Source organism: Streptomyces sp. NBC_00464 (assembly GCF_036013915.1).
In the GTDB taxonomy this organism is placed as follows: Bacteria; Actinomycetota; Actinomycetes; order Streptomycetales; family Streptomycetaceae; genus Streptomyces.
Genome location: NZ_CP107899.1, coordinates 5,274,825 through 5,295,169, shown reverse-complemented (window position 1 = coordinate 5,295,169; position 20,345 = coordinate 5,274,825). Strand labels below are relative to the sequence as shown.

The following is a 20,345-nucleotide window of genomic DNA, read 5'->3' as shown; positions in this document are numbered from 1 at the left end:
CGTGATGTACGCGGATGGGCAGTGGGCCCGCGACGGCTCAGGCCGTTATCGGCCGTTGCACCCTGATCGACTGGAGCAGTCCGATGGCCACCCAGACGGCGAACATCGAGGAGCCTCCGTAGGAGACGAACGGCAGTGGCAGTCCGGCGACCGGCATGATGCCGAGCGTCATGCCGATGTTCTCGAAGGCCTGGAAGGCGAACCAGGCGATGATTCCGGCGGCGACGATCGTGCCGTAGAGCTCGGTGGTCTCGCGGGCGATGCGGCAGGCACGCCACAGGACGACGCCGAGCAGGACCAGGATGAGTCCGGCGCCGAGGAAGCCGAGTTCCTCACCGGCGACGGTGAAGACGAAGTCGGTCTGCTGCTCGGGGACGAACTGGCCGGTGGTCTGGGTGCCCTGGAAGAGGCCGGTGCCGGAGAGGCCGCCGGAGCCGATGGCGATGCGGGCCTGGTTGGTGTTGTAGCCGACGCCGGCCGGGTCGAGCGCCGGGTTGGCGAAGGCGGCGAACCGGGCGATCTGGTAGTCGTCGAGCAGTCCGAGCTGCCAGATGGCGACGGCTCCGGCGACGCCCGCGCCGAGGATTCCGAAGACCCAGCGGTTCGACGCCCCGGAGGCCAGCAGTACGCCGAGCACGATGATGACCATCACCATCACGGACCCGAGGTCCGGCATTCCCATGACGACCGCCATCGGGAGCGCCGCCAGGCCGAGGGCCTTGGCGACGGTCCGGTGGTCGGGGTGCAGTTGGTCGCCCGCGTCGACGCGGGCGGCGAGCAGCATCGCCATGCCGAGAATGATGGTGATCTTGGTGAACTCGGAGGGCTGCAGGGAGAAGCCGCCGGGCAGCAGGATCCAGGCGTGGGCGCCGTTGACGGTGGTGCCGAGCGGGGTGAGGACCGCCATCACGAGGACGACGGACAGGCCGTACAGGATCGGTACGGCGCCGCGCAGGGTCCGGTGGCCGAGCCAGATCGTCCCGATCATCAGGGCGATGCCGATGCCCGTGTTGAGGGCGTGGCGGAAGAGGAAGTAGTACGGGTCGCCGTGGGTGAGCGAGTCACGTCCCCGGGTCGCCGACCAGACGAGCAGCGAGCCGATGAACGAGAGCGCGATCGCCGAGCCGAGCAGCGGCCAGTCGAGGCGGCGCACGACGGAGTCGCGGGCGGTGAGCCTGCCCCAGGTGGAGCGCTCGGGGGCGTACCGCTGGACGGAGAAGCCGGCCATCAGTCGCGCCTCCCCAGGACCGCGGCGAGCGTCTGCTCGGTCGGCGGCTTCTGCGAGTTCGGGTCGTACGGCTTGATCTTCGGGGCGTCGATGGTGCCGTCCGTCTGGATCTTCGGCAGCGACTTCTGCGGGGTCGGCAGCAGGGCCTTCTTGAGGTCCTGCTTGCCCGAGGCGTCGAGGCCGTAGAGGGCGTTGTAGATGTTGCGGACGGCGGGCCCGGACGCGCCGGAACCCGTACCACCCTGGGAGATCGTCATGACGATCGAGTAGTCCTTGGTGTACGTGGCGAACCAGGAGGTCGTCTGCTTGCCGTAGACCTCGGCCGTACCCGTCTTGGCGTGCATCGGGATCTTGTCCTGCGGCCAGCCGCCGAATCGCCAGGCGGCGGAGCCGCGGGTCGCGACACCCGCGAGGGCTTCGTCTATTTCGTTGCGCGTCTTCTTGGTGAAGGGGAGCTTGCCGTGCGACGTGGGCTCGATCTCCTGGACGGTCCTGCCGTCGCCGCTGACGATCGCCTTGCCGACGGTGGGGTCGTAGAGGGTGCCGCCGTTGGAGATGGCCGCGTAGATGGTCGCCATCTGGATCGGGGTGACGAGGGTGTCGCCCTGGCCGATCGAGTAGTTGACGGAGTCACCGGCGCGCATCCTGTCGCCTTCGAGGCAGTTCTCGTACGCGATCTGCTCGACGTACGTGCCGCCCTTCTTGCCCTGCTTGCACCAGGCGTCGTGGTTGGCCTTGGCGAAGTTCTTCTTCCACTCGCGGTCCGGGACGCGGCCGCTGACCTCGTTGGGGAGGTCGATGCCGGTCTCCTTGCCGAGGCCGAACTGGTGGGCGGTCTTGTAGAACCAGTCGTTGGGGTTCTTCTTGGGGTTGTTCCCGCCGTCCTTCTGCCACTCCTTGTGTGCGAGGCCGTAGTACACGGTGTCGCAGGAGACTTCGAGGGCGCGGCCGATGGTGATGCTGCCGTAGCCCTGGGACTCGAAGTTCTTGAAGGTCTGGCCGCCGATGGAGTACGAGCTGGGGCAGGGGTAGTTCCCGTCGAAGGGGTACCCGGCGTTGACCGCGGCGGTGGAGGAGATGACCTTGAAGATGGAGCCGGGTGCGGCCTGGCCCTGGATGGCCCGGTTCAGCAGCGGGAAGTTGGAGTTCTTTCCGGTGAGCTTGGCGTAGTCCTTGCCGGAGATGCCGCCGACCCAGGCGTTGGGGTCGTAGCTGGGCAGGGAGGCCATGGAGACGACCCGGCCGGTCTTGGCCTCCATGACGACGACGGCGCCGGAGTCGGCCTTGTAGTTCTCGCCGGTGTTGGTGTCGAACTCGGTACGGGCCACCTTCATGGCCTGGTTGAGCTCGTACTCGGCGACGGCCTGGACGCGGGCGTCGATGGAGGTGACGACGCTGGCGCCGGGCTCCGCCTCGTCGTTCTTGGCCTGGCCGATGACCCGGCCGAGGTTGTCGACCTCGTAGCGGGTGACGCCCGCCTTGCCGCGCAGTTCCTTGTCGTACGTGCGCTCCAGGCCGGAGCGGCCGACCTGGTCGGAGCGGAGGTAGGGCGAGTCGCTGTCCTGGGCCTTGGTGATCTCGTCGTCGGTGACGGGCGAGAGATAGCCGAGGACCTGGGCGGTGTTGGCCTTGCCGGGGGCGGCGTAGCGGCGGACGGCGGTGGGCTCGGCGGTGATGCCGGGGAAGTCCTCCGCGCGTTCGCGGATCTGGAGGGCCTGCTGGGTGGTGGCCTCGTCGGTGACCGGGATCGGCTGGTAGGGCGAGCCGTTCCAGCAGGGCTGCGGGGTCTTCGCGTCGCAGAGCCGGACCTTGTCGAGGACGTCCTTGGGCTTCATGTCGAGGACGCCGGCGAGCCGGGTCAGGACGCTCTTGCCGTCGTCGTCCATCTTCAGCAGCTCGGTGCGGCTGGCGGAGACGACGAGGCGGGTCTCGTTGTCGGCGAGGGGTACGCCACGGGCGTCGAGGATGGAGCCGCGGGCGGCGGGCTGGACGACCTGCTGGACGTGGTTGTTCTTCGCCTCGTCGGAGTACTCCTGGCCGTTGCGGATCTGGAGGTACCAGAGGCGGCCGCCGAGGGTGAGCAGCAGGGAGAAGACGAGGACCTGGATGACGATGAGACGGATCTGGACCCGCTGGGTCCGGCCCGTCTCCGGGATGTTGGTCACGGGGCGCCCCCGGTGGTGGTCGGGCTGGGGGCGCGGTGGGCGGTCCCCGGGTCATGCAGGGTCACAGTCGCTTGACTCCCTTGATCCGTCCGGCGCGTGCGGCGCGGTTGCGGGCGGCCTTGACGCGCAGTCCGCCGCGCTGGCTGCCGATCCGGAGCCCGGTGCCCGCGGCGAGCCAGCCGGCCGCGGCGTCGCCTCGGCCGGAGGAGGACTCGGTGAGCGGGTCGTTCACCGTGCGTCTGGCGATCGCCATGATCAGCGGAACGGTGAACGGCGCGAGGAGCAGGTCGTAGACGGCCGCGGTGAACAGCAGGCTGCCCAGGCCCACATGGCGGGCGGCCGTGTCGCCGACGAGCGCGCCGACGCCCGCGTAGAGCAGGGTCGATCCGATCGCCGCCGCGACGACCACGGCCATCGGGACGAAGGCGGACTTGAGCTGCCCGTTCTCGGGCCTGGCCAGTCCGGCGAGGTAGCCGATGACGCAGAGCACCAGGGCGTAGCGTCCGGCGGCGTGGTCGGCCGGGGGTGCCAGGTCGGCGAGGAGGCCCGCGCCGAAACCGATGAGGGCCCCGCTGACGTGCCCGTACACCAGGGCCAGGCCGACGACGACCATGAGCAGCAGGTCGGGCACGGCGCCGGGGAGCTGGAGCCGGGCGAGTACGGATACCTGGACGACGAGGGCGATCACGACCAGAGCGATGGAGAGCAGAGTCCGGTTGACACGCATGGGGATCAGCTCTACCTCTGTTCGTTTACCGCGTTGTCGGCGTTCGGTGTGGCGTTCCCACTGGGGTTCGGGTCCGGGCTGCCGCTGGGACTCGTGCTCTGGTGGATGTTCCCGACCACGTTGCCGCTGGTGTCGACGATGTCGCCGTTGGGCGAGATGGTGACGGTGACGGTCGGGGTGGGCTTCGGCTTGGCCGGCTTGACGGCCTTCTTCGGCAGCACCGTGTCGCGGGGGTCCTCGCGGGGTGCCTGGACGACGATGCCGACGATGTCGAGCTTGGTGAAGCCGACGTACGGGCGGACGTAGACGGTCCGGGTGAGGTCGCCGCCGGACGGGTCGACGCGGACGACCTCGCCGACCGGGACGCCGGGCACGAACGGCTTGTCCTTGCTGGAGCCGAAGGTGACGAGGCGGTCGCCCTTCTTGACCTTGGCCTTGCCGTTCAGGAACTGGACGGACAGCGGGCGCGAGCCCTGGCCGGTGGCGAAGCCGAGTTCGTCGGTGGACTCCATGCGGGTGCCGACGGTGAAGTCGGGGTCGTTGGCCAGGAGCACCGTGGCGGTGTCCGGGCCGACGGTGGTGACGCGGCCGACGAGTCCGTCGCCGTTGAGGACGGTCATGTCGCGCTTGAGACCGTCCTTGGATCCGGCGTCGATGGTGACCGTCCAGGAGAAGCCCTGGGCCGCTCCTATGGCGATGACTTCGGCGGCCTTGATGCCGTACTGGCCGGCGTCCGACTTCTTGAGCATCTTGTCGAGCTCGCGGACCCGGCTGCGGTTGCGGTCGTCGCTGCCGAGCCTCGTCTTGAGTTCGGCGTTCTGCTTCTCCAGCGCGGCGATCTTGTCGTGGCGGTCGCCGGAGGCGCGTACGGCCCCTATGGCGTTGCCCACCGGGTCGACCGCTGCCGCCACGCCGTTCTCCACCGGTCCGAAGACGGTGGCGGCGGCCTGCCGGGCGCCGTCGACCGGTGACTCCTCGCCGCCGCGGATGTCCACCGTGATCAGGGCGAATGCGATGGCGATCAGCAGCACCAGGAGCAGCCGGCTCTCTCGTGTGTCCCTCACGTGCGGCGGCCGTGCCTTCCTCGTAGGAATGTTCGTGCCTGTATATCAACGATCCTCCGCGCGGAGCGGCAGCGTCCGCGCGGAGGTCCGTGGAATTTCTAGCGCCGGGGCTGGGCGTCCAGCACCTGCTGGAGCGCCTCGAACTCCTCGACGCACTTGCCGGACCCGAGCGCGACGGAGTCCAGCGGGTCCTCGGCGATGTGGATCGGCATGCCCGTCTCGTGGCGCAGCCGCTCGTCCAGGCCGCGCAGCAGCGCGCCGCCGCCGGTGAGGACGATGCCGCGGTCCATGACGTCGCCGGAGAGCTCCGGCGGGCACTTGTCGAGCGTCGTCTTGACCGCGTCGACGATCGCGTTGACCGGCTCCTCGATCGCCTTGCGGACCTCGGTGGCGGAGATGACCACGGTCTTGGGCAGCCCCGAGACGAGGTCGCGGCCCCGGATCTCGGTGTGCTCGTCCTTCTCCAGCTCGAAGGCCGATCCGATGGTGATCTTGATCTGTTCGGCGGTGCGCTCACCGAGCAGGAGCGAGTACTCCTTCTTGATGTGCTGGATGATCGCGTTGTCCAGTTCGTCACCGGCGACCCGGATGGACTGGGCCGTGACGATTCCGCCGAGCGAGATGACCGCGACCTCGGTGGTGCCGCCGCCGATGTCGACGACCATGTTGCCGGTGGCCTCGTGGACCGGCAGGCCGGAGCCGATGGCCGCCGCCATGGGCTCCTCGATGATGTGCACCTGGCGGGCACCGGCCTGCGTCGACGCCTCGATGACGGCGCGTCGCTCGACCCCGGTGATGCCGGAGGGCACGCAGACGACGACCCGAGGGCGGGCCAGGTAGCGGCGCTTGTGGATCTTCAGGATGAAGTAGCGGAGCATCCGCTCCGTGATCTCGAAGTCGGCGATCACGCCGTCCTTCAGGGGCCGTACGGCAACGATGTTGCCCGGTGTACGGCCGATCATCTTCTTGGCCTCGGAGCCGACCGCGAGGATGCCGCCGGTGTTGGTGTTGATGGCCACGACGGACGGCTCGTTCAGTACGATGCCGCGCCCCCTGACGTACACCAGCGTGTTGGCAGTCCCGAGGTCGATAGCCATGTCACGGCCGATGAACGACATTGAGTTCCCCTTGTTCCCCATGAGGATGCGTCGGGCCTTCCCAAGCGAAAGCGATATGGCTTGTTTTGGTAGGCGAGATGAGCGCTGCGGGCGTGGAAGCTTCCATCGTAGTGCCGGATACACCGACACAGCGCGAGGGCCCTTCGCCATGCTGAGCAGAACGGGTGGCCGTTCCACTCATGGTGACGTTACGTCGAAGGGATGCGTTCCCGCGATCGGAGACCGTATGCCGAAGGGCGACCGAATTACTTCGGTCGCCCCAGGTCATGAGCGCTGTTCGGCTGATCGAAGGTCAGGAAAGTCCCGGAAAGAACAGCTTCATTTCTCGCTCTGCGGACTCCTCGGAGTCCGAGGCGTGGATGAGGTTCTCCCGGGTGATGGTGCCGAAGTCGCCACGGATCGATCCGGGCGCGGCGGCGATCGGGTCGGTGGGGCCCGCCAGGGCGCGTACGCCCTCGATGACGCGCTCGCCCTCGGCCACCAGGGCGACGATCGGGCCGGACTGCATGAACTCGACGAGCGGCTCGTAGAACGGGCGGCCGACGTGCTCGGCGTAGTGCTGCTCCAGCGTGGCACGGTCGAGGGTACGGAGCTCCAGCGCCGTGATCTTCCAGCCGGCCTTGCGCTCGATGCGGCCGACGATTTCGCCGACCAGACCGCGACGGACGGCGTCGGGCTTGAGAAGAACGAGGGTGCGCTGGGTCATGTGCGGCTCCTTGCAGGCATACGGGTGCGGTGAGGCGAGGTTACAGGGGTACGGTGACGGGCCGGCGGCCGGGTTTGGCCACCGGACCCCGGGCGGCCCTGCCTGCCCCTCAGGTGCCGGCGGGCGCCTGCGCCGCCTCCTGCGCGGCCCAGCGGGCCTTCACCTCGTCGATCTTGCGGCCGTAGTGCACGGAGGCCCACCACAGGCCGCCGAAGACGAGGCCGAGAATGAACATCATCGGGACGACGAAGCCACTGGCGAGCAGCGCGATCTGGAGCGCCCAGCCGAGCTGTATGCCGCCGGGGCGGGTGATCATTCCGCAGAGCAGCACGGAGAGCAGCATGCCGATGCCGCAGACCGTCCAGACGGTGGCGGACGTCAGGTCGTCGGACTTCATCGCGACGAGTCCGGCGAACCCGATCACGAAGAACTCGCCGATCAGCGTCGATGCACAGAGCGTACGCACTTCGGTCAGCGCCTTCCCAGAAGCAGCCGGGCCTCGCCGACCGTGATCACGGATCCGGTCACCAGCACCCCGGCGCCCGCGTACTCGTCCTCTTCCTCGGCGAGGGTGATCGCCGCCTCCAGCGCGTCGTCGAGCCGGGGTTCGACCTGGACGCGGTCGTTGCCGAAGACCTCGACGGCGACCGCGGCGAGCTCGTCCGCGTCCATCGCGCGTCCGCTGGAGTTCTGGGTGACGACGACCTCGGCGAAGATCGGCTCGAAGGCTTCGAGGAGCCCCCGGACGTCCTTGTCGCCGCTGGCACCGACCACACCGATCAGCCGGGAGAAGCCGAACGCCTCGGAGAGCCCCTCGGCGGTCGCCTGGGCGCCTGCCGGGTTGTGCGCGGCGTCCAGGACGACGGTCGGGCTGGAGCGGACCACTTCGAGGCGGCCCGGCGAGATCACCGAGGCGAAGGCCTTGCGGATGATGTCGGCGTCGAGCGATCCGGTCTGCTCGGCGCCGATGCCGAAGAACGCCTCGACCGCGCAGAGCGCCACCACCGCGTTGCGCGCCTGGTGGGCGCCGTACAGCGGAAGGAAGATGTTCTCGTACTCGCCGCCGAGGCCGCGGAGCGTCAGCAGCTGGCCGCCGACCGCGATCTCGCGGGAGACGACGCCGAACTCCATGCCCTCACGGGCCACGGTGGCGTCGACCTCGACGGCCTTCTTCAGCATCACCTGGGCGGCGTCGACGGGCTGCTGGGCGAGGATGACCGTCGCGCCCTGCTTGATGATCCCGGACTTCTCCACCGCGATCTCGCCCGGCGTGGAGCCCAGCCGGTCGGTGTGGTCCAGGGAGATGGGGGTGACGACGGCGACCGTGGAGTCGATCACATTGGTCGCGTCCCAGCTGCCGCCCATGCCGACCTCGACGACGGCGACGTCGACCGGCGCGTCGGCGAAGGCCGCGTACGCCATGCCGGTGAGCACCTCGAAGAAGGAGAGCCGGTAGGGCTGCTGCGCGTCGACCATCTCGACGTACGGCTTGATGTCCTGGTACGTCTCGACGAACCGCTCGGGGTCCATCGGGGAGCCGTCCAGGCTGATCCGCTCGGTGATCGACTGGACGTGCGGCGAGGTGTAGCGGCCGGTCCGCAGATCGAAGGCGCCGAGCAGGGCCTCGATCATGCGGGCCGTGCTCGTCTTGCCGTTGGTCCCCGTGATGTGGATGGAGGGATAGGCGCGCTGCGGCTCGCCGAGCACGTCCATCAGCGCGGCGATGCGCGCCACGGACGGCTCCAGCTTGGTCTCGCCCCAGCGCCCGGCGAGCTCCTGCTCCACCGCGCGCAGGGCTTTGTCCACCTCCGGGTCGGCGGGGCGGGCGGGGACCTCGTCACCCGGGGGCGGTCCGGAGGCGGCGCGCAGCGTACGGCTCCCGGCCTCGATCACCGCCAGGTCGGGGTCGCGCTGGGTCGCTTCGTCGACGATCTCCGCGAAGGTCTCGTCGGAGTCGGACGCGTCGTGCCGGTCGGAAGGGCGGGGCTCACTCACGGGGCCAGTCTACGGATCGGCACGGACATCGCGCGCAGCGCCCGGCGACCGGCCCGAAACACCCGCAACGGCCCGCTGTCGGCATAACGCCCGCACCGGGCGCATGGTGGTAAATGTGCGCCCCATACCTCTGATCCTGATCGCCGCCCCCGACGGCATGCACCCGGTCCTGGCCGGGGCTGGACGGTCACTGGCTCGATCTCACCCCGGTCGAGTTCGCCCTGCCGGCCGCGCTCGCCCGTCACCCCGGGCAGGTGCTCGCCGCGGACCAGCTGCTGCACATGGTGGTCCACCGCCGGGACTACGCCCCCGAGGCCTCGTTCGGGAACTCCCTGCTGTGGGGGGGCATCGGGCTGCGGCTCTACGCGTACCACCTGTTCATCGTCTCGGCGCGGGTCTTCGTCCGTCCCCTGCGCGGCCGCAACGGCTGGGCGAAGACCCGTCGCAACGCGGAGCCGGTGGCTACGGGGCCGGTGGCGCTGGAGGACTGAGGCCCCGCCGCGCACGACGAAGCCCCCGTCCCCCTCGTTCGCTTCCGTTCGAGGGGGACGGGGGCTTCAGCGGTCTCAGCTCTGCGGCAGGGCCGCCAGCTGGTTGGTGATCCGCTCGATGTCGGCCTCGGCCTTGGCGAGCCGGCCACGGATCTTGTCGACCACGTTGTCCGGGGCCTTGGCCAGGAACGCCTCGTTGCCGAGCTTCCCGGTGGCCTGCGCCTTCTCCTTCTGGGCGGCCTCCAGGTCCTTCGTGAGGCGCTTGCGCTCGGCCCCGACGTCGATCGTGCCGGAGAGGTCGAGGGCGACGGTGGCTCCGGCGACCGGCAGCGACGCGGTGGCGTGGAAGCCGTCCCCGGCCGGCTGCAGGCGCAGCAGCTGGCGGATGGCCGCCTCGTGCGGGGCGAGCGCGGTCCCGGTCAGGGTGAGCTCGGCCGGAACCTTCTGGCCGGGCTGCAGGCCCTGGTCGTTGCGGAAGCGGCGAACCTCGGTGACGACCTGCTGGACGAACTCGATCTCCTTCTCGGCCGCGTCGTCACGGAAGCCGCTGTCCGCCGGCCATTCGGCGATGACGACGGACTCTCGGCCGGTGAGGGCGGTCCAGAGGGTTTCCGTGACGAACGGGACGACCGGGTGCAGCAGTCGCAGCATCACGTCGAGGACCTCGCCCAGGACCCGGCCCGAGACCTCGGCCGGGCGGCCGCCGCCGAAGAACGTGGTCTTGGACAGCTCGACGTACCAGTCGAAGACCTCGTCCCAGGCGAAGTGCCGGAGCGATTCGCTGAGCTTGGAGAACTGGTAGTCGTCGTAGAACGCGTCGACTTCCGCGACCGTCTTGTTGAGGCGGGACAGGATCCAGCGGTCGGTCACCGACATCTCGTCGGCGGACGGCAGTTCGCCCTCGATCGTCGCGCCGTTCATCAGCGCGAAGCGGGTGGCGTTCCAGATCTTGTTGGAGAACTTGGCGGAACCCTGGACCCACTCCTCGCCGATCGGCACATCGGTGCCGGGGTTGGCGCCGCGCGCCAGGGTGAAGCGGAGCGCGTCGGAGCCGTACTTGTCCATCCAGTCCAGCGGGTTGACCACGTTGCCGAAGGACTTCGACATCTTCTTGCCGTGCTCGTCGCGGACCATGCCGTGCAGGACGATCGTCCCGAACGGCGGGACGCCGTCGTTGACGTACAGGCCGAACATCATCATCCGGGCGACCCAGAAGAAGAGGATGTCGTAGCCGGTGACCAGGACGGAGTTCGGGTAGAACTTCGCGAGGCTGTCGGTCTGTTCGGGCCAGCCGAGCGTGGAGAACGGCCACAGGCCGGAGGAGAACCAGGTGTCCAGGACATCGCTGTCCTGGGTCCAGCCCTCGCCGGTCGGCGCCTCGTCGTCAGGTCCCACGCAGACGACCTCGCCGTTCGGGCCGTACCAGACGGGGATGCGGTGGCCCCACCAGAGCTGGCGCGAGATGCACCAGTCGTGGAGGTTGTCGACCCAGTCGAAGTAGCGCTTCTCCATCTCCTGCGGGTGGATCTTGACCTTGCCGTCGCGGACGGCGTCACCGGCCGCCTCGGCGAGCGGGGCGACCTTGACCCACCACTGGAGGGAGAGGCGCGGCTCGATGGTGGTCTTGCAGCGCGAGCAGTGGCCGACGGAGTGGACGTACGGCCGCTTCTCGGCGACGATCCGGCCCTCGGCGCGCAGGGCGGCGACGATGGCGGAGCGGGCCTCCAGGCGGTCCAGGCCCTGGAAGGGGCCGGGGGCCGTGATGACGGCGCGCTCGTCGAGGACCGTGAGGAACGGCAGGTCGTGACGCTTGCCGATCTCGAAGTCGTTCGGGTCGTGGGCCGGAGTCACCTTGACGGCGCCTGTGCCGAACTCGGGGTCGACGTGATGGTCGGCGACGACCGGGATGGTGCGGTCGGTCAGCGGCAGCTTGATCTGCTTGCCGACCAGGTGCTTGTAGCGCTCGTCGTCGGGGTGGACGGCGACGGCGGTGTCACCGAGCATCGTCTCGGCGCGGGTGGTGGCGACGACGATGGTCTCGTCGCCCTCGCCGTACTGCATGGAGACGAGCTCGCCGTCGTCCTCCTGGTACTCGACCTCGATGTCCGAGATCGCGGTGAGGCAGCGCGGGCACCAGTTGATGATGCGCTCGGCGCGGTAGATCAGCCCGTCGTCGTACATCCGCTTGAAGATGGTCTGGACGGCCTTGGACAGGCCCTCGTCCATGGTGAAGCGCTCACGGGACCAGGCGACGCCCTCGCCGAGGCGGCGCATCTGGCCGGAGATCTGGCCGCCGGACTCGTTCTTCCACTGCCAGACGCGCTCGACGAAGGCCTCGCGGCCCAGGTCGTGGCGGGACTTGCCCTCCTTGGCGAGCTCGCGCTCGACGACGTTCTGGGTGGCGATGCCGGCGTGGTCCATGCCCGGCTGGTAGAGCGCCTCGAACCCCTGCATCCGCTTGCGGCGGACGAGGGCGTCGATCAGCGTGTGCTCGAAGGCGTGTCCCAGGTGCAGGGATCCGGTGACGTTGGGGGGCGGGATAACGATGGAGTACGGCGGCTTCTCGCTGTGCTCGTCCGCCTCGAAGTAACCGCGTTCTACCCAGCGCTCGTACAGCTTCCCCTCTACCTCGGCCGGCGTGTACTGGGTCGGCAGTTCGGGGTTGCTGGCTGGCTGCTGCGCTGCGTTCTCGGTCACGCCCACAGTTTAGGGCCGTCACAGTCATGCACTGAAACCGGTTTGTTCAGTAACGGTGTGGCTCCCGGTGCCCCACAGCCGCGGGCCGTCCGTCAGGATGTTCGGAACGCATAAGTATCACGAACAGGGGACACCGCAGATGAGCTACAACCAGCCGGGCCCGTACGACGGCCAGCCGCAGCAGGGCCAGCCCGGACCGTACGGCCAGCAGCCGGGTCCCTACGGCGGCCCGCCGCCGCAGGGCCCGCCGCAGGGGCAGCCCGGTTATGGCTACCCGCAGCAGGCCCCCCAGGGCGTTCCGCCCCAGCAGCAGCCCCCGCAGCCGGGCTACGGCTACCCGCAGGCCCAGCAGCCCGGCCCGTACGGCCAGCAGCCCCCCACTCCCCCGTACGGCGGCCAGCCCGGCTACGGCCAGCAGCCTCCGTTCCCGCCGGCCGCTCCGCCGAAGAAGAAGACGGGCCTGATCATCGGCGGCGTCATCGTGGCGCTGGCGGTCATCGGCGGCGGGGTGTACTTCCTGACATCGGGCGGGGGCAGCTCGGTCGCGGACGACGGCAAGACGTACAAGCTGACGGCTCCGGCGACGGTGCTGGGCGGGACGTACAAGAAGTCCGACGAGAGCGACGGCGGCTCCTCGTCGGAGGATCTCAAGGACTTCGAGAGTTATGGGGTCAAGAACGCCAAGTCGGGCCAGGGAAGTTACACCTCCGGCGAATCCCCCGCCCAGAAGATGCTGTCGTACCAAGGCGCGTACGGCACGATCGACGACCCCGAAGCGGTCGTCGACGCCATGTTCGCCAAGCTGAAGACGGAGACGGACAAGGGCGACGAGAAGGAAGGCAAGCTCGTCGGGAGCCCCAAGACCTTCACGCCGGACGGTTTCGAGAACGGCGTGATGAAGTGCCAGGAGTCCGAATCTCCTGCCTCGGAGAGCGGTGGCAAGTCCGTGGCCATTCCATTCTGCATCTGGGGTGACCACAGCACCATCGCCATCGTCATCAACATCGATACGGCGGATCTCATGCTCGGCAAGAGCGTCTCGCTGGAGGAGGCCGCCAACACCGCGGCCAAGCTCCGCAACGACGTCCGCGTCGAGGTCAAGTAGGTCCCACGCAACGCGAAGGGGCGCCCGGCCAGTTCACCTGGCCGGGCGCCCCTTCGCGTACGAAGAACCAACCGCTACGCCGACTTCTCGTGCCGCCCGTCGTCGCCCTTGCCGATCGTCCGCGGCTCGCGCGGGACCAGGGTCGGGTTGACGTTGTTGCGGACCACGTCCGAGGTGATGACGACCCGGGCGACGTCCTTGCGGGACGGCACCTCGTACATCACCGACTGGAGGACCTCCTCCATGATGGCGCGCAGGCCGCGCGCGCCGGTCTGGCGCAGGATCGCCTGGTCGGCGATGGCCTCCAGCGCCTCGCGCTCGAACTCCAGCTCCACACCGTCGAGTTCGAACAGCCGCTGGTACTGCTTCACCAGGGCGTTGCGCGGCTCGATGAGGATCTGGAGCAGGGCCTCGCGGTCCAGGTTGTGGACCGAGGTCAGGACCGGGAGGCGGCCGATGAACTCGGGGATCATCCCGAACTTCACCAGGTCCTCCGGCATGACCTCCTGGAACTGGTCGCTCGCCTGGATCTCCCGCTTGGAGCGGATCGTGGCGCCGAAGCCGATGCCCTTGGCGCCGGCCCGGGACTCGATGATCTTCTCCAGGCCGGAGAACGCGCCACCCACGATGAACAGCACGTTCGTCGTGTCGATCTGGATGAACTCCTGGTGCGGGTGCTTCCGGCCGCCCTGCGGCGGTACGGAGGCGGTGGTGCCCTCAAGGATCTTGAGGAGGGCCTGCTGGACGCCCTCGCCCGAGACATCACGGGTGATCGACGGGTTCTCGCTCTTGCGGGCGACCTTGTCGATCTCGTCGATGTAGATGATCCCGGTCTCGGCCTTCTTGACGTCGTAGTCCGCGGCCTGGATCAGCTTCAGCAGGATGTTCTCGACGTCCTCGCCGACATAGCCGGCCTCCGTCAGCGCCGTCGCGTCGGCGATGGCGAACGGGACGTTGAGCATGCGGGCCAGTGTCTGCGCGAGGAGCGTCTTGCCCGAGCCCGTGGGGCCCAGCAGCAGGATGTTGGACTTGGCGAGTTCGATCGCGTCGTCGCGGCTGGAACCGCCGCCGTTCTCACCGGCCTGGACCCGCTTGTAGTGGTTGTACACAGCGACCGAGAGGGCCTTCTTCGCGGGCTCCTGCCCGACGACGTAGCCCTCCAGGAACTCGTAGATCTCGCGGGGCTTGGGAAGTTCCTCCCAGCGGACCTCGCTCGTCTCCGCGAGCTCCTCCTCGATGATCTCGTTGCAGAGATCGATGCACTCGTCGCAGATGTACACACCGGGTCCCGCGATGAGCTTCTTCACCTGCTTCTGGCTCTTTCCGCAGAACGAGCACTTGAGCAGGTCGCCGCCATCACCGATGCGTGCCACGAGGTGCTTCCCCTTCGCCTGGGAGACGCCTGGTTCAGCGGCTCCTGGTGCCTCTATCCGACGGTACCTTGCCTGGCCCCCCGTTCGGGCCCCCCTTGGCACGGTTCACACGGCCGGGGCCGGGTGACCCTGCCGCACCAAGGGGTAAAGGCCGACGTCAGGCGGCCGCTCCGGCCGCGCTCTTACGGGTCGCGACGATCTGGTCGACCAGACCATAGGCCAGGGCGTCATCGGCGGTCAGGATCTTGTCCCGCTCGATGTCGTCACGGATCTTCTCGATCGGCGTGGTGGAGTGCTTGGCCAGCAGCTCCTCCAGCTGGGCCCGCATGCGCAGGATCTCGTTGGCCGCGATCTCCAGGTCGGAGAGCTGCTCACGGCCGGTCTGCGAGGACGGCTGGTGGATCAGTACGCGCGCGTTCGGCAGCGCCAGGCGCTTGCCCGGCGTGCCGGCGGCGAGCAGCACGGCCGCGGCGGAGGCCGCCTGGCCCATGCAGACCGTCTGGATGTCCGGCTTCACGAACTGCATCGTGTCGTAGATCGCGGTGAGCGCGGTGAACGAGCCGCCGGGGCTGTTGATGTAGATCGAGATGTCCCGGTCCGGGTCCATCGACTCCAGGCACAGCAGCTGCGCCATGACGTCGTTGGCGGACGCGTCGTCGATCTGCACACCGAGGAAGATCACGCGCTCCTCGAAGAGCTTCGCGTACGGGTCGTACTCGCGCACGCCCTGCGAGGTGCGCTCCACGAAGCGCGGGACGATGTAGCGGTTGTCCACCTGCGGGCCGGTGTAGAGGCCGTTCGCGGACGCGCCGGGGAAGTTGTTCATGTGGGTGTTCACCATCCTGGTGGCGTTCTGTGGCTGGGTGTCTCGACGTACGAGAGAAAAGCGGTGCGGTGCGGCGCGATCCGGTGCTGACCGGGTCAGGCGCCGGTGCCGCCGCCGCCCGGAACGCCCGATGCGACCGTGATGATCTCGTCGATGAGGCCGTATTCCTTGGCCTCCTCCGCGGTGTACCAGCGGTCACGGTCGCCGTCGCGGATGATCGTCTCCACGGTCTGGCCGGAGTGGCGGGCGGTGATCTCCGCCATGCGCTGCTTGGTGCGCAGCAGGTACTGGGCCTGGATCTTGATGTCCGAGGCCGTACCGCCGATACCGGCCGAACCCTGGTGCATGAGGATGTCGGTGTTCGGGAGCGCGAAGCGCTTGCCGGCGGCGCCGCCGGTGAGCAGGAACTGGCCCATCGAGGCCGCCATGCCCATACCGATGGTGACGACGTCGTTCGGGATGTACTGCATGGTGTCGTAGACCGCCATGCCGGCCGTCACCGAACCACCGGGGCTGTTGATGTAGAGGTAGATGTCCTTGTCCGGCTCGGCGGCAAGGAGAAGCAGCTGTGCGGTGATCTTGTTGGCGATGTCATCGTCGACCTGCTGACCGAGGAAGATGATGCGTTCGCCGAGCAGTCGGCTGTAGACCTGGTCACCGAGGCCTCCACCGAGGGACGGCTCTCCGGCGGCGTAGGGCATCAGATTCGTCACGTATCCACCTGCTCGTCTCTGACGGCTCCGGCCGTCTCAGCGTCTTCGTACCGGGTGGGCCGGGACTCCCCGACCCTTCCTCTTCATGGACCCTAACGCGCAGGTGGGACAACGCCATCCCGCTTCCGCAACTGTTCGCTGGGAGCGCAAGCTCCGCAGTCCGCACAAGGGTTGTGGGGGGGGCGTCCGCCGATACGACGACGGGCTCCGGACGCGATGGCGTCCGGAGCCCGTCGTGCGGGTTCAGCGCGAGGCTCAGGCCTCGGTCTTCTCCTCGGCGGCGTCGGCGGTGCCCTCGGCGGCCTCGACCACCTCGGTGGCCTCCTCCGCCACGTCCTCGTCGTCCTCCAGCTCGACGACCTCACCGTTGGTGTCGATGACCTTGGCGGCCTCGACGACCACGGCCAGCGCCTTGCCGCGGGCGACCTCGCCGACGAGCATCGGCACCTGGCCGCCTTCGACGACGGCCTGGGCGAACTGGTCGGGGCTCATGCCGGAGGACTGAGCGCGCCGCATGAGGTGCTCGGTGAGCTCCTCCTGGTTGACGTTCAGCTTCTCCTTGTTGACGAGCTCGTCCAGGATGAACTGGGTCTTGATGCCCTTGATGGCCTGCTCGGACGTCTCCGCCTCGAACTCCTCAAGGGTCTTGCCCTGGATCTCCAGGTACTTCTCGAGGTCGAGACCCATCTGGCCGAGCTGGTGGTGCTCCAGGTTGTGCTTGCGGGTCTGGACCTCGTCCGCGAGCAGCTTCTCCGGGATCGGGACCTCGGCGAGCTTCAGCAGCTCCTCCAGGACCCGCTCCTGGGCCTGGGTGGCCTGGTCGTACTGCTTGGTGTTCTCCAGGCGCTTGCGGCTGTCCGCCTTCAGCTCCTCCAGCGTGTCGAACTCGCTGGCCATCTGGGCGAAGTCGTCGTCCAGCTCGGGGAGCTCACGGGCGGCGACGGCGGTGACCTTGACGGTGACCTCGGCGTCCTTGCCCTCGGCGGAGCCGCCCTTCAGCGAGGAGGTGAAGGTGGCCTCGCCACCCGCCTCCAGGCCGGTGACAGCGTCGTCGATGCCGTCGAGGAGCTCGCCGGAACCGATGGTGTACGAGACACCCTCGGCCACGCCGTCCTCAAGGACCTCGCCCTCGACCTTGGCCTGCAGGTCGATCGTGACGACGTCGCCCTCGGCGGCGGCGCGCTCGACCGGGTTGGTCGAGGCGAAGCGCTCGCGCAGCTGCTCCACGGCCTTCTCGACGTCCTCGTCGCTGACCTCAAGCGCGTCGACGGTGACCTCGATGCCGGAGTAGTCCGGGATCTCGATCTCGGGGCGTACGTCAACCTCGGCGGTGAAGGACAGCAGCTCGCCGTCCTTCAGCTCCGTGATATCGACCTCCGGCTGGCCGAGGACGTTGAGCTCACCCTCGTTGACGGCCTCGGTGTAGAACTTCGGGAGCGCGTCGTTGACGGCCTCCTCCAGCACTGCGCCACGGCCGAACCGCTGGTCGATGACCCGGTTGGGGATCTTGCCCTTGCGGAACCCCTTCACCGTGACCTGCTGGTTGATCTTCTTGTACGCCGCGTCGAGGCTGTCCTTGAGCTCCTCGAAGGGCACCTCAATGCTGAGCCGAACCCGGGTCGGGTTCAGGGTCTCCACGGCGCTCTTCACGGTTCGGTCTCCTTGGTGGCTGACTTCTTGGGGTTCTGCTCCACCGCACGGTGGCGGCTTCGCGGACCGAGCCCGGTACATCAGACACACGGGCACGCATTTTGCATAGTAACGGCAAGGGGGAGAACTCCCACAATGCGATCTTGCCGGTGGTCGGGGTGGCCGGATTCGAACCGACGACCTTCCGCTCCCAAAGCGGACGCGCTACCAAGCTGCGCCACACCCCGTCGGTGCGACACGTAGGGTACATGCAGACGGGCAGTGCATCGGACGCTTTACGCGGGCGCCGCCGGACTCGGAGCCGTCTGCAGTCATCAGGTGTGCGGACAGCGCCCGTGAACCGCTACGATGCTTCTCGTGCCGCGGTCGCCGTGACCTGCGGTGCGCTGCATGCGGGCGTAGCTCAATGGTAGAGCCCTAGTCTTCCAAACTAGCTACGCGGGTTCGATTCCCGTCGCCCGCTCCATGCTTCGGGCCCGGCCCGGCGGATCCCCTCGGGGATGTCCGCCGGACCGGGCCTTTCGCGTTCCCGGCAGCCTTCGCCGCACGCCGCCGCACGGGCGCGCGGAGCGGTGCCGGTCAGAAGCTGATCTGGTTGATGCTCTGCGCTATCGAGTCCATGAACTTCTGGATCGACGGCGCCATGCCGGTCGATGCCAGGAAGAAGCCGAAGAGCACCGCGACGATCGCGGGTCCGGCCTTGATGGAGCCACCTCGGATCAGGACCACCAGGATGATCGCCAAAAGAAGCACCACAGACAGTGAAATGGCCACGACTGCTCACACCCTCGGTCGGTCCGCCTTGCCGGCCCGGAGGCGTGCGGCCGCGCACTCCTCCGTTGGTGTCCATCGTGCCACCAACTCCCCTGTGGTCGCTGCCAGCTGACGAATCGACCTGTCGATATCGCGCCATCTTGCGCCCCCTGCGCCCCCTGCGCGCCGGTCAGTTGACGGCCCTGCCGCCCTGCATCGGCCGGACGGCAGCAGGGCGGGACGCCGGGGCGCCCCGCGGCGGGAACTCTCCGCGTCCAGGCATTTGCAACGGTGATCGTTTCTGTTTCCACACAGTTCATTCACAGGCAATTCCAACGCTTGAGCGAGACGGAATTCACCTTCCCCAACTACCTGCCGATATGCGCCATTTAAGGGGGATTAACACGTGCATACCGGACAGATTTCGATGGTTTGACATTCAATCGAACGGGAACACGCAATATCCGACGACGGTTTTACGAATTGCAATCGAGGCGTCTAGGGTGCCTGAGATGTTCCAAGCTCCGAACGTGTTTCAGAGGGCCACGCTCCCACCGGCGACCCGGGAGTCGGAGCCCAGACGCCAAGCAGCGGTGACCACGGTCGACGGTCCCGCACCATCCCCCGGCCGGCCTGCCCCGGCGGCAGCCGCGAAGAGGCGGGACGCCTACTTCGACAATGCCAAGTACCTGGCCATCGTGCTGGTCGCGGTGGCTCACTCGTGGGTGCCGGTCATGGAGGGGAGCAGGGCCGCCCGTGCGCTGTACATGGTGACGTACACCTTCCACATGCCGGCCTTCATCATCATCTCCGGCTATTTCTCACGCTCGTTCGACATGAGCCCGGCCAAGGCGAAGCGCCTGATCACCGGCGTCGCCGTGCCGTACGTGGTGTTCGAGACGGCCTACACGCTGTTCCGGCGGTACGCGGGCCACGAGCCCGACGCCGCGATCAGCCTGACCGACCCGTGGTACCTCGCCTGGTTCCTGATCGCCCTGTTCATCTGGCGCCTCACCACCCCGCTGTGGCGCAGCATGCGCTACCCGCTGACGGTCTCCCTCGTCATCGCCGTTCTCGCCTCGGTCACCCCCGGCATCACCGAGCACCTCGACTTGCCGCGCGTGCTGCAGTTCCTGCCGTTCTTCGTGCTCGGCCTCCAACTCAAGCCCGAGCACTTCAAGTTGGTGCAGCGCCGCGAGGTGCGACTGCTGTCCCTGCCGCTGTTCGCCGGTGCGTTGGCCCTCGCCTACTGGGTGGCCCCCCGACTGACGACGGACTGGTTCCTGCGTGACTTCTCCGCCCAGGACCTGGACGCACCCTGGTGGGCGGGCGTGGTGATGACGCTCATCCTGTTCGGCTGCGCGACGCTGCTCACCGCCGGGTTCCTGTCCTGGGTCCCGCGGCGCCACATGTGGTTCACAGTGCTCGGAGCCGGCACGATCTGCGGCTATCTGCTGCACGGGTTCATGGTGAAGGGCGCCGAATACGCCGGTGTCTTCGACCGGAACGACTGGCTGATCTCGCCGACCGGTCTGGTACTGGTCACCGTCGTCGCCTCGACGGGGGTGACCCTGCTGTGTACGCCGCCGGTGCGGCGCGCCCTGCGGTGTGTGACCGAGCCGGACATGAACTGGGCGTTCCGGCGGGACTCCGCGAAGCTCTGAGAGCGCAACACCGGCGTCGACGCCGGGACATGCCGGAGCCCGGCCCGTTCGCGGGCCGGGCTCCGACGTG

The 20,345-nt window shown here is 68.3% G+C and carries 17 protein-coding genes and 2 tRNA genes; 4 read left to right on the top strand and 15 right to left on the bottom strand.

Annotated elements, in window-relative coordinates:
* Window positions 1–37: 37 nt before the first annotated feature.
* The 8 genes from rodA to folC form a co-directional block, all read right to left on the bottom strand.
* Complete coding sequence (gene rodA, locus OG912_RS23790) at window positions 38–1,228, bottom strand: rod shape-determining protein RodA (protein WP_327711167.1); 1,191 nt, start codon at window positions 1,226–1,228, stop codon at window positions 38–40.
* On the bottom strand, window positions 1,228–3,393 hold the full coding sequence (mrdA, locus tag OG912_RS23785; protein ID WP_327711166.1) for a penicillin-binding protein 2: 2,166 nt from the start codon (window positions 3,391–3,393) through the stop codon (window positions 1,228–1,230). Before mrdA ends, rodA begins: the two co-directional genes overlap by 1 nt.
* A gap of 61 nt (window positions 3,394–3,454) precedes the next feature.
* The gene (mreD, locus tag OG912_RS23780) at window positions 3,455–4,120 is read right to left on the bottom strand and encodes a rod shape-determining protein MreD (protein WP_327711165.1); all 666 of its coding nucleotides are present in this window, start codon (window positions 4,118–4,120) and stop codon (window positions 3,455–3,457) included.
* A gap of 11 nt (window positions 4,121–4,131) precedes the next feature.
* Window positions 4,132–5,184, bottom strand: a complete 1,053-nt coding sequence (gene mreC, locus OG912_RS23775) for a rod shape-determining protein MreC (RefSeq protein ID WP_327711164.1) — start codon at window positions 5,182–5,184, stop codon at window positions 4,132–4,134.
* 98 nt (window positions 5,185–5,282) lie between these two features.
* Window positions 5,283–6,302 carry a rod shape-determining protein gene (locus tag OG912_RS23770; RefSeq protein WP_073723157.1) on the bottom strand — a complete coding sequence of 340 codons (1,020 nt, stop codon included), beginning with the start codon at window positions 6,300–6,302 and terminating at the stop codon, window positions 5,283–5,285.
* A gap of 292 nt (window positions 6,303–6,594) precedes the next feature.
* Entirely contained in the window at window positions 6,595–7,008 is a 414-nt protein-coding gene (gene ndk, locus OG912_RS23765; protein WP_018103190.1) for a nucleoside-diphosphate kinase, read from the bottom strand.
* 109 nt (window positions 7,009–7,117) lie between these two features.
* Entirely contained in the window at window positions 7,118–7,474 is a 357-nt protein-coding gene (locus tag OG912_RS23760) for a DUF4233 domain-containing protein (protein WP_327711163.1), read from the bottom strand.
* A gap of 5 nt (window positions 7,475–7,479) precedes the next feature.
* The gene (gene folC, locus OG912_RS23755) at window positions 7,480–9,003 is read right to left on the bottom strand and encodes a bifunctional tetrahydrofolate synthase/dihydrofolate synthase (RefSeq protein ID WP_327711162.1); all 1,524 of its coding nucleotides are present in this window, start codon (window positions 9,001–9,003) and stop codon (window positions 7,480–7,482) included.
* A gap of 254 nt (window positions 9,004–9,257) precedes the next feature.
* On the opposite strand from folC, the gene OG912_RS23750 reads away from it, so the two are divergent.
* Entirely contained in the window at window positions 9,258–9,494 is a 237-nt protein-coding gene (locus OG912_RS23750; RefSeq protein WP_327711161.1) for a hypothetical protein, read from the top strand.
* Window positions 9,495–9,569: 75 nt separating this feature from the next.
* On the opposite strand, the gene OG912_RS23745 is transcribed toward OG912_RS23750, so the two are convergent.
* Window positions 9,570–12,191 carry a valine--tRNA ligase gene (locus OG912_RS23745; protein WP_327711160.1) on the bottom strand — a complete coding sequence of 874 codons (2,622 nt, stop codon included), beginning with the start codon at window positions 12,189–12,191 and terminating at the stop codon, window positions 9,570–9,572.
* Window positions 12,192–12,330: 139 nt separating this feature from the next.
* On the opposite strand from OG912_RS23745, the gene OG912_RS23740 reads away from it, so the two are divergent.
* Window positions 12,331–13,296, top strand: coding sequence for a hypothetical protein (locus OG912_RS23740; RefSeq protein WP_327711159.1), 966 nt, complete (start codon window positions 12,331–12,333; stop codon window positions 13,294–13,296).
* Between the two features lie 74 nt (window positions 13,297–13,370).
* Here OG912_RS23740 and clpX read toward each other — a convergent pair whose 3' ends face one another.
* The 5 genes from clpX to OG912_RS23715 all read right to left on the bottom strand — a co-directional run bounded on the left by clpX (window position 13,371) and on the right by OG912_RS23715 (window position 18,085).
* Window positions 13,371–14,669, bottom strand: coding sequence for an ATP-dependent Clp protease ATP-binding subunit ClpX (clpX, locus tag OG912_RS23735; RefSeq protein WP_326736179.1), 1,299 nt, complete (start codon window positions 14,667–14,669; stop codon window positions 13,371–13,373).
* 157 nt (window positions 14,670–14,826) lie between these two features.
* Entirely contained in the window at window positions 14,827–15,510 is a 684-nt protein-coding gene (locus tag OG912_RS23730; protein ID WP_306070064.1) for an ATP-dependent Clp protease proteolytic subunit, read from the bottom strand.
* 80 nt (window positions 15,511–15,590) lie between these two features.
* Window positions 15,591–16,196 carry an ATP-dependent Clp protease proteolytic subunit gene (locus tag OG912_RS23725; protein WP_168713553.1) on the bottom strand — a complete coding sequence of 202 codons (606 nt, stop codon included), beginning with the start codon at window positions 16,194–16,196 and terminating at the stop codon, window positions 15,591–15,593.
* A 267-nt stretch (window positions 16,197–16,463) separates the two neighbouring features.
* Entirely contained in the window at window positions 16,464–17,858 is a 1,395-nt protein-coding gene (gene tig, locus OG912_RS23720; RefSeq protein WP_327711158.1) for a trigger factor, read from the bottom strand.
* 150 nt (window positions 17,859–18,008) lie between these two features.
* Window positions 18,009–18,085 (bottom strand) — tRNA-Pro (locus OG912_RS23715).
* Between the two features lie 165 nt (window positions 18,086–18,250).
* Between OG912_RS23715 and OG912_RS23710 the strand changes: the two genes are divergently transcribed.
* Window positions 18,251–18,324, top strand: a tRNA-Gly gene (locus OG912_RS23710).
* 113 nt (window positions 18,325–18,437) lie between these two features.
* Here OG912_RS23710 and OG912_RS23705 read toward each other — a convergent pair.
* Complete coding sequence (locus OG912_RS23705) at window positions 18,438–18,632, bottom strand: hypothetical protein (RefSeq protein ID WP_123471025.1); 195 nt, start codon at window positions 18,630–18,632, stop codon at window positions 18,438–18,440.
* Between the two features lie 491 nt (window positions 18,633–19,123).
* Between OG912_RS23705 and OG912_RS23700 the strand changes: the two genes are divergently transcribed.
* On the top strand, window positions 19,124–20,275 hold the full coding sequence (locus tag OG912_RS23700) for an acyltransferase family protein (RefSeq protein ID WP_326736181.1): 1,152 nt from the start codon (window positions 19,124–19,126) through the stop codon (window positions 20,273–20,275).
* The last annotated feature ends 70 nt before the right edge of the window (window positions 20,276–20,345 follow it).

Bases quoted from the DNA above. Each gene is read 5' to 3' on its own strand.
- rodA (WP_327711167.1), bottom strand. From the start codon at position 1,228: ATGGCCGGCTTCTCCGTCCAGCGGTACGCCCCCGAGCGCTCCACCTGG.
- mreD (WP_327711165.1), bottom strand. From the start codon at position 4,120: ATGCGTGTCAACCGGACTCTGCTCTCCATCGCTCTGGTCGTGATCGCC.
- OG912_RS23770 (WP_073723157.1), bottom strand. From the start codon at position 6,302: ATGTCGTTCATCGGCCGTGACATGGCTATCGACCTCGGGACTGCCAAC.
- ndk (WP_018103190.1), bottom strand. From the start codon at position 7,008: ATGACCCAGCGCACCCTCGTTCTTCTCAAGCCCGACGCCGTCCGTCGC.
- OG912_RS23740 (WP_327711159.1), top strand. From the start codon at position 12,331: ATGAGCTACAACCAGCCGGGCCCGTACGACGGCCAGCCGCAGCAGGGC.
- OG912_RS23730 (WP_306070064.1), bottom strand. From the start codon at position 15,510: ATGGTGAACACCCACATGAACAACTTCCCCGGCGCGTCCGCGAACGGC.
- OG912_RS23725 (WP_168713553.1), bottom strand. From the start codon at position 16,196: ATGCCCTACGCCGCCGGAGAGCCGTCCCTCGGTGGAGGCCTCGGTGAC.
- OG912_RS23700 (WP_326736181.1), top strand. From the start codon at position 19,124: ATGTTCCAAGCTCCGAACGTGTTTCAGAGGGCCACGCTCCCACCGGCG.